Raw genomic sequence first — 15,774 nt, forward strand, 5'->3', positions numbered from 1 at the left:
GGCCTACTCGTGGCTGATGCGCGGATCAATAACCGCATAAAGAATGTCGACTATCGTATTGATGATGAGGAACCACAATACGATCACAAGAATTGCTCCCTGAACCACCGGAATATCACGCAATGCAACACTGTCGATCAGCAGCGAACCGAGACCCGGCCATGAAAATAGTTTCTCCACCACAACGGCCTGCCCCATCATGGAGCCAAACTGTAAGCCAATGGTTGTGATAATAAGCACAAGCGCATTGCGCATGACATGCCATTGCACAAGGCGGAAACTATTCATGCCTTTTGAACGCGCGGTCCGGATAAAATCAGCACCCATGACTTCAAGTACCGCCGCGCGGGTTGTTCTCGCAAGAAGAGCAAGCGGTGCCACACCTAAAGTCAGCGCTGGCAAAATCACGTGCCTTAGACCGCCATCGCCGTAGCCGAAACTCGGCAACCAGCCAAGCGTCAGCGCGAAGAGATACATGAGCAAAAGCCCGAGCCAGAACTGTGGCAGTGAAAGGCCCGAAACGGCACCAATCATTGTCACACTGTCGAGAATACTGCCCGGTTTCAGTGCAGCCAGAAAGCCCAGCGGGACGCCAATCAAGATTGCAAATCCCATCGCTACGAATGCCAGTTTCAGTGTCGGTCCCATCCGCTCCTGAAGAAGCGAAACCACCGGCTGCCGTGATCGGTAAGAGGTGCCAAGATCGAATTGGGCAAGTTGCATCATGTAATTGCCGAAACGAACATGAACCGGCTTATCGAGCCCAAATTCCTGCGTGATCTTTTCGACCATTTTGGGATCATTCATGCCTTTGCCACTCGCGACGAGCCCCGTTGCTATGCTGCCCGGGACCACGCTGAAAATAACAAAGATCAGCAGTGACACTGCAATGACTGTCGGTATCATCTGCAAGACGCGACGGACAATAAAATGGAGCACACAGTCCTCTTTTCGGATCAGCGAAGATCAGCCCGCCACAATAAGCGAGCCGATCAAAATCAGCTCAATTTAGCGCCCCGACGGGACAGTGTCGTCAACCCAGAGCTTTTCATAAGACTGAACTGCGAGTTCTGCCGAGTTTGGCTGAAGACCATGCAACCATGGCTGATGCGCCATCACTGCCTTGTTATAGTTGAAGAACCAGACCGGCGCTTCTTCCTGCAACAGATTGTTGGCTTTCTTCAAAAGCTCGTTCTTCTCGTCTTCGGTTTTGGCCAGTTTCGCTTCATCAACCAGCTTATCAAAATCTGCATTGGCAAACTTCTGATAGTTACATGACGATTGCGGCGTCGTTGAATAGAAGCACTGCATAGCAGTCAACGCATCAGGACCGTTTTCCAAAGACCACATATAGGCTTGGAAATTACCCGACGGAACAACATCAGCAAGCACCGAAGCCTCAACCGGCTTGGGCGTGACTTTGATCCCAACCTTAGCCAGCATAGGGATGATCGCCTGAACAATCGTTAGACCCCAGCTCTCATTTTGTGTGGCGGTGAGTTCAAACTCAAAACCGTCAGGATAGCCAGCCTCTGCAAGCAGAGCCTTGGCTTTTTCAGGATCGTAGGGATAAGGCTTCGCATCCTTATCAAATGCAGGCGATGAATTCGGCAACCAGCCAACAGCGCGATAGGCCTTATCCTTCACCAAGCGCTTGATGATCAGATCGCTATCAATTGCATAATTGATCGCCTGACGAACGCGCTTGTCCTGAAACGGCTTGAAGTCGGGGTTGAAGCCCACTGCACGCGTATAGACCTCAGCAACTTCCACCATGTTTTTGGAGAGTTCAGGATCGGCCAGATATGCAGAATATTGCGCAGGCCCAAGCACTGCGACATCTATTTCCTTGTTGCGGAAAGCGACATCACGCGCCGACGCATCCCCCATGATCATGATGTTGATCTTGTCTGCGTACGGCTTGCCCTTTTCGTAATATTTGTCCCACTTCTCGACCGTTAGACGGGAGCCAGGGATATATTCGGCAAACTTATACGGCCCGAGACCAACTGGCTTGCGCTGAAATTCATCACTATCGCCCTCACCGGCGGGATAGATCGACGTGTTGTTGCGCATAAACTGATAGCCCGGATCAATTGGCTGCTTAAGCGTGATTTCCAGCGTATGATCGTCGATCTTTTTGAGACCTGAAATTTTCTCGGCTTTGCCTTGAGTATATTCGTCCGCACCCTTGATCTCAGAAATATAACGCGCCGGTGGAAACGCCTTCTTCGGGTCCATTATCCGCGTGTAGCTCCAGATAATATCATCCGCAGTCAGCGGCTTGCCATTATGAAAATAGGCATCTTCCCGCAGCTTATATGTGTAGACGAGCTTGTCATCTGAAACTGAAACATCGGTCGCAAGACCAAGTACGGGCTTATTTTGATCGGCATCCCAGTCATAAAGCGTGCGATGAATAGCCTTCGCGTAAAACTCGTCCTGCGTGGTGGGCGATGCCTGAACATCGAGCGTCGAGAAGCTGTCCCCGTAAGGTGCGACAAAATTAATAACGCCGCCCGTGCGTGGTTCGTCAGCGGCATAGGCTGAAGTTCCGGCCATCAACACAGCAGACAAAGCCGCAAGCAATGCAAATTTTCTCATGATTTTCCCCATCCTAGTGTTTTTATAATTTCTTATCAGCGTTTGAATACCACTTCGCCGTCGCGAATAGTAAGCATGCACAGCGTATCGTTGAGAATTTCTTCTGGCTTTGCAGCCAGCATGTTGCGCGAAAAGACAGCTATATCGGCAACCTGTCCCGGAATAAGCCTCCCCTTCACGTGTTCGAGCTTCTGTGAGAATGCCCCGAACTCTGTATAAACCTGAAGTGCTTCTTCAATGCTCACACACTCACGCGCATCCATGACCGTGCCTTTGCCCGTCTCTCGCGTCAACATGGAGTAGATATTTGGGTATGGGTTTGGATGACAAACAGGAGCATCACTTCCTGTTGCAGGCTTAAAACCAAGATCTTTCCAAGTCTTGAGCGGATAGCTTGAAAGCGCCCTCTCCTCACCCAAAACCGAAATATAAGCATCACCGAAATCGTAAATAAACACCTGCTGCGGGCATGGATAAATCCCTGCCTTTCGCATCCGCTGATGCTGTTCAGGCGTTGAGAAACCGCAATGTTCAATCCGGTGACGACGATCCGCATCAGGATGAGCGGCAAGCGCCTTTTCATATGCAGTAATCAACTGACCAATTGCAGCATCACCAATGGCATGACAAGCAAGCTGATAGCCCTTTTTATGCGCATCGAGAACCATTGCTTCAAGTTCAGCATCCGGCAGTATCTGCACGCCGATATTATCATCATCGCCCAGATAAGGCTTACTCATCCAGGCTGTACGACCACCTGCCGAACCATCAAGGAATATCTTAACCGCGCCAACGGTCAGCATGTCATCGCCAACGCCGGAGACCAAACCGGCCTCATAGCATTTTTCGACAATAGAAGTGCCGGGATCGCCTAACAGCACAAGCCATGTGCGCACAGGTAACTTCTTATGAAGCTTGGCCAGATTGTAAGCCCTGATCTCATCAAAGCCTGCGACATGCCCAACAGCTGCATCCATCACGCTGGTGATGCCGTAAGAAAGCAACATATTGCCTGCCGCTTCAATCGCTTCAATCATTTCCTCGGTTGTTGCCACTGGAATAGCCTGACGCACAACGCCTTGCGCATTTTCGGCAACCATTCCGGTCAGTACGCCATTTTTCTGCTCAATCAGACCGCCATCAGGTACGGGTGATTTTTCATCAATACCAGCAAGCTCAAAAGCCTTCGAGTTGAAAATCGAGACATGACCGCAGGCACGCACCAGCATGACCGGATGATCAGGAGCAACAGCATCGAGTTCAGATTTATGTGGATGGCGACCAGTATCGAGCTTGGTCTGATCATAACCACGCGCTTTGATCCATGTTCCAGCGGGAACCGAAGCCGCTTGCTCACGAATTGCGCCAAGCAAGCTTTCCAAAGTCGGTGCCGCTTGCGGTGTTGCATCAATCCAGTTGAGCGTCAGACCGACCGAAATAAGGTGAAGATGTGCGTCGTTTAAACCGGGGGTGGCAAACTGCCCTTCCAGATCGATCAAACGCGTTTCATCGCCTTTAAGAGACCAGATTTCATCTTTGGTCCCTGTTGCAAGCACCTTGCCCTGCCAGATTGCCAGCGCTTCCGCTATGCCTTCCTCAAATCCACACCAGATAGTACCGTTATAAATTATGGTATCGGCAAAAAGTCCGGACTTAGTGGACATACGGCGCACCTCTCCAAATCGCTGTTTCATAGAGGATGATCAGAATTTCGCTAACCTATCAACTCTTTAAACAGCTGAGTTAATAATTTTATGCGGGCAACGATCCCAGGCCGCAGCTAGACTATAAAGAGACATAGGTTTGGGAGTTAAGCTTCCCAAAATGGCAAAAGACGCCTTGCGCTTTGACGGCGCTCATACAAAAACATCAAGAATATAATGAACATGCAACGACGCTCTCCGTTGCGCAAAATACAACGGAGAGCCTCGCTTAATTAGCGACGGAAGCCTTCGCTGGCTACCATCAGATTTTTTGTATAGTCGGCTGATATGTTGCCACCGACAAGATCGCCGGCCTCGAGCTGCTCAACCACTTCACCGTTGCGCATGACTGCCAGTCGTTCACACATATGAGTGACGACACCAAGATCGTGACTGACCATAACGAAGGTCAGTTTGCGGTCGCGGCGTACTTGTTCGAGCAGATTTAGCACTTCGGCTTGTACGGAGGCATCGAGCGCCGATGTTGGTTCATCAAGAAGCAGAATGCTTGGTTCAATGATAAGCGCACGTGCAATCGCAATACGCTGACGCTGACCGCCCGAAAGCTGGTGCGGATAGCGGAAACGGAAGCCGGAGCCTAGTCCCACTTCATCGAGTGCACGAACGATACGCTGTTCCGTATCACCAATGCCATGAACAGCAAGGGGTTCAAGCAACAGACGATCAACCGTCTGACGCGGATGCAGCGAGCCGTAAGGATCCTGAAACACCATCTGAACATTGCGATAGAAGGCTTTATCACGCGGTGTTTTGAGCGGCTTTCCGTCAATGCGGATTTCGCCGTCATCAACAGGTGCTAGCCCGGCCACTGCGCGTAACAGCGTTGATTTACCAGAACCGGATTCGCCAACCAGACCAAAAGATTCTCCGCGCGCCACTTCGATGCTGACGGATTTTAGCGCGTGGAACTGATCAAAAAACACGTCGATCTTATCGACGCTTAAAGCTGGTACAGTGCTCATAGACGCCATGCCTCCTCACGCTGCAAGGTGGGAAGCGGATGACGGTCAGTTCCGAGTTTCGGCATGCAGTTTAGCAGTCCTTGCGTATAAGCATGTTTCGCATTGGCAAGATCATTTGCTGCAATTTCCTCAACGATTTTACCGGCATACATGACGATCACGCGGTCGCAAAAGGAGGAGACAAGACGTAGATCGTGACTGATGAAAATCAGACCCATGCCGCGATCAGCAACCAGCTTGTCGAGAATGCCCAGCACCTCAAGCTGCACCGTCACATCAAGCGCAGATGTTGGTTCGTCGGCAATCAGCATTTCAGGCTCGGCTACCAGCATCATGGCAATCATGACACGCTGCCCCATGCCGCCCGAAACTTCGTGCGGATAAAGCTTCATGACACGTTCGGCATCGCGAATTTGCACGGCTTCCAGCATAGCAATTGAGCGCGAACGGATTTCCGCACGCGAAAATTTGCCATGGGCTTTCAGTGTTTCTGCAATTTGCTTGCCGATGGTCATCACTGGGTTGAGCGAATATTTCGGGTCCTGCAACACCATAGCAATACGACCGCCACGCAAACTGCGGCGTTCGCGTGCCGATGCATTGAGAAGGTCGATCCCGTCAAATTCCAGTTTCTTCGCAGTGATTTGAGCATGCTGGGGCGTAAGCCCCATAATGGCACGACCCGTTTGCGATTTGCCGGAACCAGATTCACCCACAATTCCGAGGCGCTCGCGGCCAAGCGTAAAGCTTACACCGCGAACCGCTTCAATAGCACCCGTGCGGGTCGGATAGGTGACGCGCAGGTCTTCAACTGTCAGAAGTGGCTTCATTGGTTGTTACCCCGCGGATCAAGAGCATCGCGCAGACCGTCACCGAGGAAGTTGAAGCCAAGGCTGACGACAAGAATCGCAATGCCGGGCATGGCGGCAACCCACCATTGGTCCAGAATGAAACGACGACCCGAAGCAATCATTGCACCCCATTCAGGCAATGGCGGCTGTGCGCCGAGGCCAAGGAAGCCGAGGCCCGCTGCTGTCAAAATGATGCCAGCCATATCGAGTGTCACACGCACGATGAGTGACGATGTGCAAAGCGGCATGACGTGACGCAGAACAATACGGAACGGTGAAGCACCCATCAGGCGCACGGCGGAAATGTAATCCGAATTGCGAATGGTCAGCGTTTCAGCGCGCGAGATACGTGCGTAAGGCGGCCAAGACGTGATCGCGATAGCAATAATGGCGTTTTCAATGCCCGGTCCCAAGGCTGCGACAAAGGCGAGTGCCAGAATGAGCTTTGGGAAGGCAAGGAAAATATCGGTAATGCGCATCAGCACGGCATCAACCCAGCCACCGGCGTAGCCAGCAACGGTTCCGACCAGCAGGCCAATTGGCGCTGCAATGATCGCAACGAGAAGCACGACATAGAGTGTCAGGCGCGAACCATAGATCAGACGCGAAAGAATATCGCGGCCCTGATCGTCGGTTCCAAGCCAGAACCCCGGCGTGCCCGGAGGCAGCAGGCGGGCATTGGCGAGGTCACCCGTATAAGGCGAATGCGGTGCCAGCAATGGAGCAAAAGCAGCAACAAGCAGCAGTGCTATGATGATAAGCAGACCAAACACGGCCAGCTTGTTGGCCGTGAAACGACGCCAGATCATGTAAGAACGACCCAGACGTGCCTGCATACGCGATTGCGGGCGCTCTGAGAGCAGCCATTCGCGCCACGAAAGATTGGATGTTTCTGTCATTTGGCTCATCGTGTGCGCGTCCTTGGATCGAGAAGCCGATAGAGAAGATCGGACAGCAGATTGATCGCAATAAACACTGATCCGATGATGATGGTGCCACCAAGAACGGCATTCATGTCAGCATTTTGCAGCGAATTGGTGATGTAAAGACCAAGCCCCGGCCATGAGAAGATTGTCTCGGTCAGAACAGAGCCTTCGAGCAAACCTGCGTAGGAAAGTGCAATCACGGTCACCAGCGGCACCGCGGCGTTGCGAAGAGCATGGCCCCAGATGATGCGGGTTTCTGAAATGCCCTTTGCACGCGCTGCCACGATATATTCCTGCTCAAGTTCGTTGAGCATGAAAGAACGCGTCATGCGGCTGATATAGGCCAGTGAGAAGTAACCGAGCAAAGCTGACGGCAAGATAAGGTGCGAGACGATGTTGCGCAGCGCTTCCCAGTCACGTTGGATAATAGCATCAACCAGATAAAAGCCGGTGATGGGCGTGAAGGTATATTCAAAGGTGATGTCAATGCGTCCCGGACCTGACGTCCAGCCAAGGCGCGCATAGAAAACCAGAAGTGCGAGCATACCAAGCCAGAAGATCGGCACGGAATAGCCGACGAGCCCGATCACACGCACGATCTGATCGATGATGCTGCCACGCTTAACAGCGGCCAGAACACCGAGCGGAATACCGAACAAGGCACCGATGATCGTGCCAATGGTTGCGAGTTCCATCGTTGCGGGGAATACCCGGCGAATATCGGTCATAACCGGATTTGTGGTTAGAACAGACGTGCCGAAATCGCCCTGCAGGACGCCTTTCACATAAAGGAAGAACTGCTGGTAATAGGGGAGGTTGAAGCCCATTTCCTGACGGACGCGCTCAACCACATGTGCGGGTGCGCGGTCGCCAACAATGGCCAAAACCGGATCAATCGGCACAACGCGGCCGATGAAAAAGGTAACGGCCAGAAGACCAAGATAGGTGGTGATGACGATAGCCAGAAAACTGGCAATCGCCAAAGCGATGGAAGAGGAGCGCCGCCGGGCGCCCCTCTTTTTCTTAACAGCTGTTGTTGTATTCAATTGTCTGACCGTTCTTCAGATCAGTCTTTGCTGACTGGTGCGAGGAAGTTCGAATCGAATGTCGGTCCGAGTTTGTAGCCCTTCACGTTGCCGCGAAGACCTGCCACTTCGATCTGCTGGAACAGCATAACGAACGGACTTGTTTCAAGCGCTTCCTGCTGGAGCTTCTGGTAGATCGCAGCACGCTTGTCATTGTCGCGTTCAAGCAATGCGTCCTGTGTCTGCTTTGTCAGCTCAGGAATGTCCCATGCATTGCGCCATGCCAGTGTCTTGTTAGACGCGTCATCGCCATTGTCGGGGTTGGACGTGAAAGCTTCCGCATTCGAGTTTGGATCCCAGTAATCCATGCCCCACTGACCGATATAAAGGTCGTGGTTACGCGCACGGTATTTGGTCAACGTCTGCTTACCATCGCCTGGGATGATGTCGATCTTCACGCCAGCCTTTGCAGCGGACTGCTGGAAGGATTCAGCAATGCCGGTGACTGGCTGAGTGTTACGAACGTCGAAAGTGACCGACAGACCGTCTTTCAGACCTGCCTTTGCGAGCAGTTCCTTGGCCTTTTCAACATCAAGCTTATAAGGTGCTGCATCGAGAGCGCCGAGAACACCCTTTGCCTGATAGGTCTGACGCACATCGCCGATACCCTTGATCAGGGTCGAGCCAATTGCATCATAATCAACCAGATACTTGAAAGCTTCGCGCACTTCAGGCTTCGCGAGGTTCGGGTTCTTCTGGTTCAGCGAGATGTAATAGACGGTGCCCTTTGGAGCGTCGACTGCTGCGAGTTCCTTGTTCTTTTGAACAGCTTCGAGATCGCCCGGCTCCAGATTACGCGCAACATCAACGTCACCCGATTCAAGCATCAGACGCTGAGTGGCGCTTTCCTTGACGTGACGATAGAACACGCGAGCGAGCTTGGCTTTTTCGCCATAGTAATTGTCGTTGCGTTCGAGAACGACAACTTCGTTGGCGCGCCAGTCGCGAATCTTGAATGGTCCCGAACCTGCATAGCCGGTCTTCAGCCATGCAGCCGCATAGTCGGTGTCATATTTGTAATCGTCGGTCGGTGTGACCTTGACCGAATGCTCTTCAAGAAGCTTCTTGTCTACGACTGCGCCGATAGTTGCGGTGAGGCAGTTGAGCACAAAGCTTGGTGCATAAGGCTTATCGACAGTCAGCACGAAGGTTGTTTCGTCAACTGCTTTAGCGGTTTCGTTGACGTTGTCGCCAGTCAAACCAAACTGCGTAAGAATGAAAGCCGGGCTCTTGTCGAGGCGGACGGCACGTTCAAATGAATAAGCAACATCTGCTGCGGTGAGCGGATTTCCGGAGGCAAATTTGATGCCTGGCTTGAGCTTGAACGTATAGGTCAGGCCATCTTCTGAAATGGTCCAACTTTCAGCAACGCCGGGCACGACTTTCGATGTGTCGTTGATATCGAGGCGAACCAGCATGTCATAGGCATTACCGATGAATTCAGCTGGTGAAAGTTCGAAGGACTCAGCCGGGTCGAGCGTGATGGTGTCATCAATTGCCCAAGCCTGAACCAGCGTATCAGCTGGTGTGGCCGAAAATGCCGGGTTCGCAGCCAAGATGGCGGCAAAAGCGGCACCAGCAGCGAGAAGACGGAAACGTCCGAAATGGTTCATTTTAGTTCCCTTTCTGTAATTTTGTTTGTGTTCAGGCGGCTTCGTGCCATGCCTGTTTTAATACGCGTACCCAGTTGTTGCGGCAGAGCTTGGCAAGTTCTTCCTCACTATAACCTGCATTCTGCAACGCAGTTACAAGGTTTTGTGTACCCGCGGCATCGCCGATTTCCGCTGGAATAGTTGCGCCATCGTAGTCCGAGCCAAGCGCCACGCAATCGATACCCATGCGCTCGACCATATAGTCGATGTGGCGGACGACGTCAGATAGTGTGGTCTGCGCATTTTCCATGCCGTCTGAACGCAGCATAGTTGTTGCATAGTTGAGACCGGCAAGCCCTTTGCTCTCCCTGATCGCATCCATCTGACGGTCCGTCAGGTTGCGGGCAACGGGCGTCAAAGCATGGGCGTTGGAATGGCTGGCAATCAATGGCTGATCGCTGAATTTTGCCACATCCCAGAAGCCTTTTTCGGTGATGTGCGCGAGGTCGATCAAAATGCCTTTGCGATTGCACGCCTTCACCAAGCGCTCGCCAGCTTCTGTTAGGCCCGGACCCGTATCAGGCATCATCGGGAACGCGAATGGTACGCCATGCGCAAAAATATTATTGCGGCTCCAGACCGGACCGAGCGAGCGAAGGCCTGCTGCATAGAAAACGTCCAGCGCTGCAAGATCTGCATCAATCGCTTCGCAGCCTTCCATATGAAGCACGGCAGCGAAGGTGTCGCCTGCGATGGCTGCATCAAGCTCTGCACCATTGCGGCAAAGCTGCCAGCCACCGGCTTCTTCAAGACGGAGCGCGAGCGATGCGAATTCGAGAGCGATATCTAGGGATGGTGCGCGTTCCAGCGGTGGCGAAAGTGGTGTAACGTAATGTCCGTTGGCATCCGGCTTGCCCAGCTCAATATGTTCGCCAGATGGAACATAGATGGCGCAGATGCCGCCAGCGAGGCCGCCTTTGCGGGAGCGCGGCAGATCGATATGGCCGATCTTTGTGCCGTCGATGAATTCCTTGATTGGGTCGCCACCTTTACGCTGGGTTTCCCAAAGACGCAGAAGGACATCATTATGTCCGTCGAAAACGCGCTGCATATTTCATTCCTAGCTGAACGGCTGGGTGTGCCTTGCCGCTCAATTAAAAGTCTGCCTAATCAGCTGATATATAAGAAGTTGCCCGCTAAGATAGTCAAGCGCTTCATTCCCAAAAGATTATTTTGATCCCAATAAATTATTTTAAAAACAACGGATTGAACTAGAGAATGCCCAATTAGTTCTCAAATTGCATATCATGATGCAAAAAGGGCATAAGATATATGTGAGCATACATCCTCGAGAACGAGAAAAAACGACCTGCTCCAAGCAATGATCCTTTTTGAAATATAGCTCATTAACGGAAGAAGGACATTGAATTTGCGCCGTAAAGGCAAAATGCGAATGGATTGTCACGAAACGTCGTCAAGTTGACATGCAAGATACGCAAGGCAGATCAATCGCTAAGGCGATCATGTTGATAGGCGTAACGGAAATCACAAAACGCACGATAACGGCCCGCAAAATATGACTCAGGCGAAATCCGGGCAAGGTTGCGCCACCATTTATAAACTCCAACACTGGTATTGGATGCAACTTACCAGAAATTAGAAACAGCCGCAGAATATGTATGGAGTATGGATTGGGAAATCCGTTACTCTAAGCGTATAATTGTCGTATATGTTTGCGTGGCCGATCTAACATTGTAATAAGCCACGCAAACAAAAGTAATGATATTTTACTTTAACAAAATATCAGTTACATCAAAAATGCCCGCAGCAGATATTTTATCGAGTGGGGCTATTTTGAATTCATTCTTCGCGAAAACCTGCTTTAAATCAAACCTAATGAAGTTGATTGAATCGTAAGTGCGAATGTAGAAATCATTATTAGTTAAATCACCCAGCACGGTCCAGGATGTATATTCTGACTCATACTCTTGATCGCCTTCAGTAGCAAAACTTTCAATATCCAGACCACCAGATTGCGGCGGATCAATCGTTATGCCACGCGGACGATCAAAATTATTCATCATATGCCCAAGTGTGCGAATTGCTTTTTCCGAGGCCGGTTTTTCAGCATAAGTCGTGTAGTAAGCCGCCCGTACAAAACGTCCAACAGATGTATTAGATGCGGGCAAACCAGCTGTCGCTATGCCCGAGTCAGGCTGGGATACCTGCAAATCACCAAACTTACCTTTTGACTGATCGAGATTGGTCAGGAATGTGTAGTTGTTTAGGTTAGTCAGGTGCCACGTAAATTCCGGCCCATTGGTCATCACACCAACCGGGTTATCATAAACATTTTGCCTCTCGCTTGAGAACTCGATGACAATCGACTTACCCGCACGGTCATGTACGACAAAATGAAACGGCGTTTTTGCACCATGCAAGGGCACGAGTGCAGTTAGTATTGCGGTGTTATGGCCAAGCGCTTCTTTCACGTCTGCCGCGCTAGCAAACTGCGCCAAAACCCAAGCACCAAGATCGATTGCAGCAAGCATTGCCTTAGTCTTGGCAGTATTAGCTGCAGGACCAGATGCTCCGGAAAAGGCAAGCACGCTGAAAGTGAGACCTTCTTCGTTCACACCTTCTACAATTTTCAGGTCTGCGACACTCTCATTGGGAACCGCAATTGCAAAGATCCCATACTTGGACTGGAACTTTAAAGGCTTGTGGCCATCAACAACGGAAGAAAACTTATGCCCCTTTGGAATACTCGTAACGACATAAGGAAGCTCTATGGTTAGCTCCATGGTGCGCCCTGCATAAGCGCCACCACTCGCATCACGGAACAATAAAGCTGTACAAGCAAGCCACAAATCGTGGGGGATATTATAATTTGATACTTCCGTCATAAACGGCACGACTGTTGAGATCAAAGACACTTTTTACGCCCCTCATAAATTCGCTCACTGGCCTGCCCCGCAGAAACCTTCATTAAAAGAATTAAACACCAAAATTAAAACTAGCAATGAATTATAAGCAAAAAACGATAGTTGGATTTTTTAACTTTCGAAGCGGTCAAAGAGCCCCCGCAAAACGAACCTCATCTTTCGGGGGCTGCAAAAACAATTAACTAACAAACTCAACAATTGTGCCGTTGGCATCATCGGGAGAGACGATGATACCATTCACAACATCAGTATAAGTTACGTTGCTTTCATCAAGGACTGTGCGCAACTTATCAAGTGACCCAACATGGATGCGCAACCCAGAAAATGCTTGAATTGATGTTTTATCCAACCAAGCCGTACCATATTTGTTTTCTGCATAACTACGATCATAAACGAGCAGTTCTGCAGAGTTTTCTCCCGTCACAACGCGCCATCCGCCATCTATACTTATTGCCTTACCATCAGCATATAATCTTGCAAAGCCTTCGGCGGATTTTGCAGGATCCGCGGAAATTGCGATGATCGCTGCCAGGCCATTGGCACCATTCGCATGCTCAAGCAATTCAGGCACCCAAACGGTGTCACGTGTCTTATGCTGACACATAAAGACCATGCCCTGTGGCACTTCACTGTCAGCAAACGAAACCGTCTCAAACGCTGCAACGCCTTCGCTGCCATTTGGCAATTCCACTGGACGTGAAAATTTGCCAACTTCGCCTGTTTGGATGCCTAAAGCGGCAAGTTCTGACTTCGCCTGCTGTGCATTTTCTATACGGCATGCAATCGCATGCAGTCCTTCGCCCTGCGCGCTCAATTTCTCACGCTGGTGCAGGTTGCCTTCTGTTTCAGCAACAATGCCGAGCAGTTCAAAATAGTCATCCGGGAACATGATTGTGTAATTGCCTGTCCCCTTTTCCTTGCTGTGAAGTCCACGAGGGCTCAACGTGAAACCAAGACGCCGATATTGCTCAGCACTTTTATCCAGATCGTTGACCAGAAGAAAAACGTGATCGACACCTTTAACAGGATGAGACATGCAAAGAGTTCCTTTCGCTTGATCTATTCAGCTATTTGAGTTTCGCTATAGGGATGAGCTATTGGGTGGGAGATAGTGCACGGGGATTTTACAAGTTCAAGCTAACAAAGACAGAATTGTTATTGACCCCAGCTTTTACGCTTCAATTTTTTGAGAAAATTAGGATTATTTTTCGCAGAAAACGCTTTGAAAGCTCTTGATTAGCAATTTCGCCCTATAGAAACGCAGAAAATTGAAACTTATTAACACCCCTTATCCGGTATATTTTACCAATATTGGTATGAATATTAGTTTATCTTGACAATATCGTAGCAAATTCTAGCATGGCAGTGCTTGCATGAAATATTTGCACTTTGAGGCGGCTTTTTGAGTGGTTTCAAGGGCTTGAACAATATTGGGCATTGCGGGAAAAGAGGCTTGAAAGCCCTCCCTCAACGTCCTTCAGGGGAACAGAGAATGCATATCAGAAAAGCCGGCCTTGGCCTGTTTCTCGCCGCTTTTTCACTCGCAACGGCGTCCTCCCACGCCGAAGACGTGAAACGCGGCGGCTCAGTCATTGTACACATGAACACCGAGCAAGGTGTTCTCAATCCTGCATTGCGCGCTTCAACGGGCGTTTACCAGATTACTGGTCGCATCATGGAGCCACTGATCGACCGTACCTATGAAGGCTATGTGCCCGTGCTGGCAACGAGCTGGACTTCGTCGGAAGATGGCAAGGCGATCACGTTCAAGCTACGCGAAAATGTGCGCTGGCATGACGGCCAGCCGTTCACCTGCGATGACGTATCGTTCAGCGCGATGAACCTCTGGAAGAAGCTGCTGAACTATTCAACGACACTTCAGGCAAATTTGGAGTCGGTCGATTGCACAGATCCGCATACGGCGGTTTTCAACTATTCCAAGCCTATGCCGCTGGAGCTTCTGGTTGCAGCGATGCCGGATCTTGGCCATCCAGTGCCGAAGCATCTTTATGAAGGCACCGATATTCTCAAGAACAAGTATAATTCGGCACCAGTTGGCACCGGACCATTCAAGTTCGTTGAATATGAACGTGGTCAGCACATCATTGCCGAGCGTAATGATGACTACTGGCGCGGCAAGGAATACCCATATCTCGACCGCGTGATCTGGCGCTTTATGCCAGACAAGGCCGCTGCTGCGGTGGCACTTGAGTCAGGCGAAATGATGGAAACTGCTTTCAACGGCATTTCCATGTCTGATACCGAACGCCTTCAGAAAGATGGCCTCTTCGATACCGGCACAAAGGGTTTTGAAAACAACGTCGCGCATTCGACCGTTGAGTTCAATCTGCGAAACCCAATCCTCGCCAATCTGAAAGTACGTCAGGCTATCTACCACGCACTTGATATTGATTTTGCGATCAAGAGCATCATGCGTGGCTATGCCAAGCCGGGCCGCGGTCCTATCCCGAGCTCGGGCGGCATCAACTACACGGACGACGTTCAGACATATCCGTATGACGTAGAAAAAGCCAAGCAGTTGCTCGACGAAGCCGGTTATAAGGCTGGTCCAGACGGCATCCGCTTCAAGCTGCGTCACCGCCCTGCGCCATGGGGTGAATATACCCAGCTTTGGGCAGAATATTACGCACAGGCGATGAAAGAAGTCGGCATCGACGTTGAAATCGTAACCAATGACGCACCAGGCTTCCTCAATGGTGTTTATCGCGATCACGACTTTGATACCGCTAGCGGCTGGCACCAGTTCCGCTCCGATCCAGCTGTTTCAACAACAGTCTGGCTGCGTTCGGGCGCCCCGGTCGGCACAGCATGGTCAAACCAGTTCGATTACAAATCGGACGAAATGGACAAGCTGATCGATCAAGCTGCATCAGAACTTGATACAGCCAAGCGCGCTGAGCTCTATCACCAGATTCAGAAGCTTGAAATGCAGGATCTTCCGGTCATCTTCGCAATCGAACATCCGTTCGTCGGCGTGACCAACAAGGCACTGAAGAACCACCACAACACACCACGTTGGGATTCTTCAAGCTGGTACGATCTCTGGATTGATCAATAATTAAGA

At 50.7% G+C, this 15,774-nt stretch carries 12 protein-coding genes; 1 reads left to right on the plus strand and 11 read right to left on the minus strand.

All coding sequences use genetic code 11. The features are described 5' to 3' along the window. Positions 1 to 3 precede the first annotated feature (3 nt). From ACOZHT_RS07980 to ACOZHT_RS08030, 11 genes are all read right to left on the minus strand, one after another. The gene (locus ACOZHT_RS07980; protein WP_339509856.1) at positions 4 to 939 is read right to left on the minus strand and encodes an ABC transporter permease; all 936 of its coding nucleotides are present in this window, start codon (positions 937 to 939) and stop codon (positions 4 to 6) included. Between the two features lie 69 nt (positions 940 to 1,008). Beyond that, positions 1,009 to 2,604, minus strand: a complete 1,596-nt coding sequence (locus ACOZHT_RS07985; RefSeq protein ID WP_339509858.1) for an ABC transporter substrate-binding protein — start codon at positions 2,602 to 2,604, stop codon at positions 1,009 to 1,011. 35 nt (positions 2,605 to 2,639) lie between these two features. Further along, positions 2,640 to 4,268, minus strand: a complete 1,629-nt coding sequence (locus tag ACOZHT_RS07990; RefSeq protein WP_339509860.1) for an amidohydrolase — start codon at positions 4,266 to 4,268, stop codon at positions 2,640 to 2,642. A 272-nt stretch (positions 4,269 to 4,540) separates the two neighbouring features. Beyond that, entirely contained in the window at positions 4,541 to 5,290 is a 750-nt protein-coding gene (locus tag ACOZHT_RS07995; RefSeq protein WP_339509862.1) for an ABC transporter ATP-binding protein, read from the minus strand. Next, positions 5,287 to 6,120 carry an ABC transporter ATP-binding protein gene (locus ACOZHT_RS08000; protein ID WP_339509865.1) on the minus strand — a complete coding sequence of 278 codons (834 nt, stop codon included), beginning with the start codon at positions 6,118 to 6,120 and terminating at the stop codon, positions 5,287 to 5,289. The genes ACOZHT_RS07995 and ACOZHT_RS08000 overlap by 4 nt, the downstream gene beginning before the upstream one ends. After that, positions 6,117 to 7,049 carry an ABC transporter permease gene (locus tag ACOZHT_RS08005; protein WP_339509867.1) on the minus strand — a complete coding sequence of 311 codons (933 nt, stop codon included), beginning with the start codon at positions 7,047 to 7,049 and terminating at the stop codon, positions 6,117 to 6,119. Before ACOZHT_RS08005 ends, ACOZHT_RS08000 begins: the two co-directional genes overlap by 4 nt. Continuing rightward, positions 7,046 to 8,056, minus strand: coding sequence for an ABC transporter permease (locus ACOZHT_RS08010; RefSeq protein WP_421565690.1), 1,011 nt, complete (start codon positions 8,054 to 8,056; stop codon positions 7,046 to 7,048). The genes ACOZHT_RS08005 and ACOZHT_RS08010 overlap by 4 nt, the downstream gene beginning before the upstream one ends. Before the next feature lie 77 nt (positions 8,057 to 8,133). Further along, positions 8,134 to 9,765 carry an ABC transporter substrate-binding protein gene (locus ACOZHT_RS08015; RefSeq protein ID WP_339509871.1) on the minus strand — a complete coding sequence of 544 codons (1,632 nt, stop codon included), beginning with the start codon at positions 9,763 to 9,765 and terminating at the stop codon, positions 8,134 to 8,136. Positions 9,766 to 9,796: 31 nt separating this feature from the next. Further along, positions 9,797 to 10,855, minus strand: coding sequence for a dipeptidase (locus ACOZHT_RS08020; protein ID WP_339509873.1), 1,059 nt, complete (start codon positions 10,853 to 10,855; stop codon positions 9,797 to 9,799). A gap of 676 nt (positions 10,856 to 11,531) precedes the next feature. Continuing rightward, complete coding sequence (locus ACOZHT_RS08025) at positions 11,532 to 12,680, minus strand: linear amide C-N hydrolase (RefSeq protein WP_339509875.1); 1,149 nt, start codon at positions 12,678 to 12,680, stop codon at positions 11,532 to 11,534. 187 nt (positions 12,681 to 12,867) lie between these two features. Next, the gene (locus tag ACOZHT_RS08030) at positions 12,868 to 13,725 is read right to left on the minus strand and encodes a VOC family protein (protein ID WP_339509877.1); all 858 of its coding nucleotides are present in this window, start codon (positions 13,723 to 13,725) and stop codon (positions 12,868 to 12,870) included. A 456-nt stretch (positions 13,726 to 14,181) separates the two neighbouring features. Here ACOZHT_RS08030 and ACOZHT_RS08035 point away from each other — a divergent pair, with 456 nt between their 5' ends. Beyond that, the gene (locus ACOZHT_RS08035) at positions 14,182 to 15,768 is read left to right on the plus strand and encodes an ABC transporter substrate-binding protein (RefSeq protein WP_421565552.1); all 1,587 of its coding nucleotides are present in this window, start codon (positions 14,182 to 14,184) and stop codon (positions 15,766 to 15,768) included. The last annotated feature ends 6 nt before the right edge of the window (positions 15,769 to 15,774 follow it).

Source organism: Ochrobactrum sp. EDr1-4 (assembly GCF_049199085.1).
GTDB lineage: Bacteria > Pseudomonadota > Alphaproteobacteria > Rhizobiales > Rhizobiaceae > Brucella.

Excerpts from the sequence above, each read along its gene's own strand:
- ACOZHT_RS07985 (WP_339509858.1), bottom strand. The coding sequence starts at position 2,604 with ATGAGAAAATTTGCATTGCTTGCGGCTTTGTCTGCTGTGTTGATGGCC.
- ACOZHT_RS07990 (WP_339509860.1), bottom strand. The coding sequence starts at position 4,268 with ATGTCCACTAAGTCCGGACTTTTTGCCGATACCATAATTTATAACGGT.
- ACOZHT_RS07995 (WP_339509862.1), bottom strand. The coding sequence starts at position 5,290 with ATGAGCACTGTACCAGCTTTAAGCGTCGATAAGATCGACGTGTTTTTT.
- ACOZHT_RS08000 (WP_339509865.1), bottom strand. The coding sequence starts at position 6,120 with ATGAAGCCACTTCTGACAGTTGAAGACCTGCGCGTCACCTATCCGACC.
- ACOZHT_RS08005 (WP_339509867.1), bottom strand. The coding sequence starts at position 7,049 with ATGAGCCAAATGACAGAAACATCCAATCTTTCGTGGCGCGAATGGCTG.
- ACOZHT_RS08015 (WP_339509871.1), bottom strand. The coding sequence starts at position 9,765 with ATGAACCATTTCGGACGTTTCCGTCTTCTCGCTGCTGGTGCCGCTTTT.
- ACOZHT_RS08020 (WP_339509873.1), bottom strand. The coding sequence starts at position 10,855 with ATGCAGCGCGTTTTCGACGGACATAATGATGTCCTTCTGCGTCTTTGG.
- ACOZHT_RS08030 (WP_339509877.1), bottom strand. The coding sequence starts at position 13,725 with ATGTCTCATCCTGTTAAAGGTGTCGATCACGTTTTTCTTCTGGTCAAC.
- ACOZHT_RS08035 (WP_421565552.1), top strand. The coding sequence starts at position 14,182 with ATGCATATCAGAAAAGCCGGCCTTGGCCTGTTTCTCGCCGCTTTTTCA.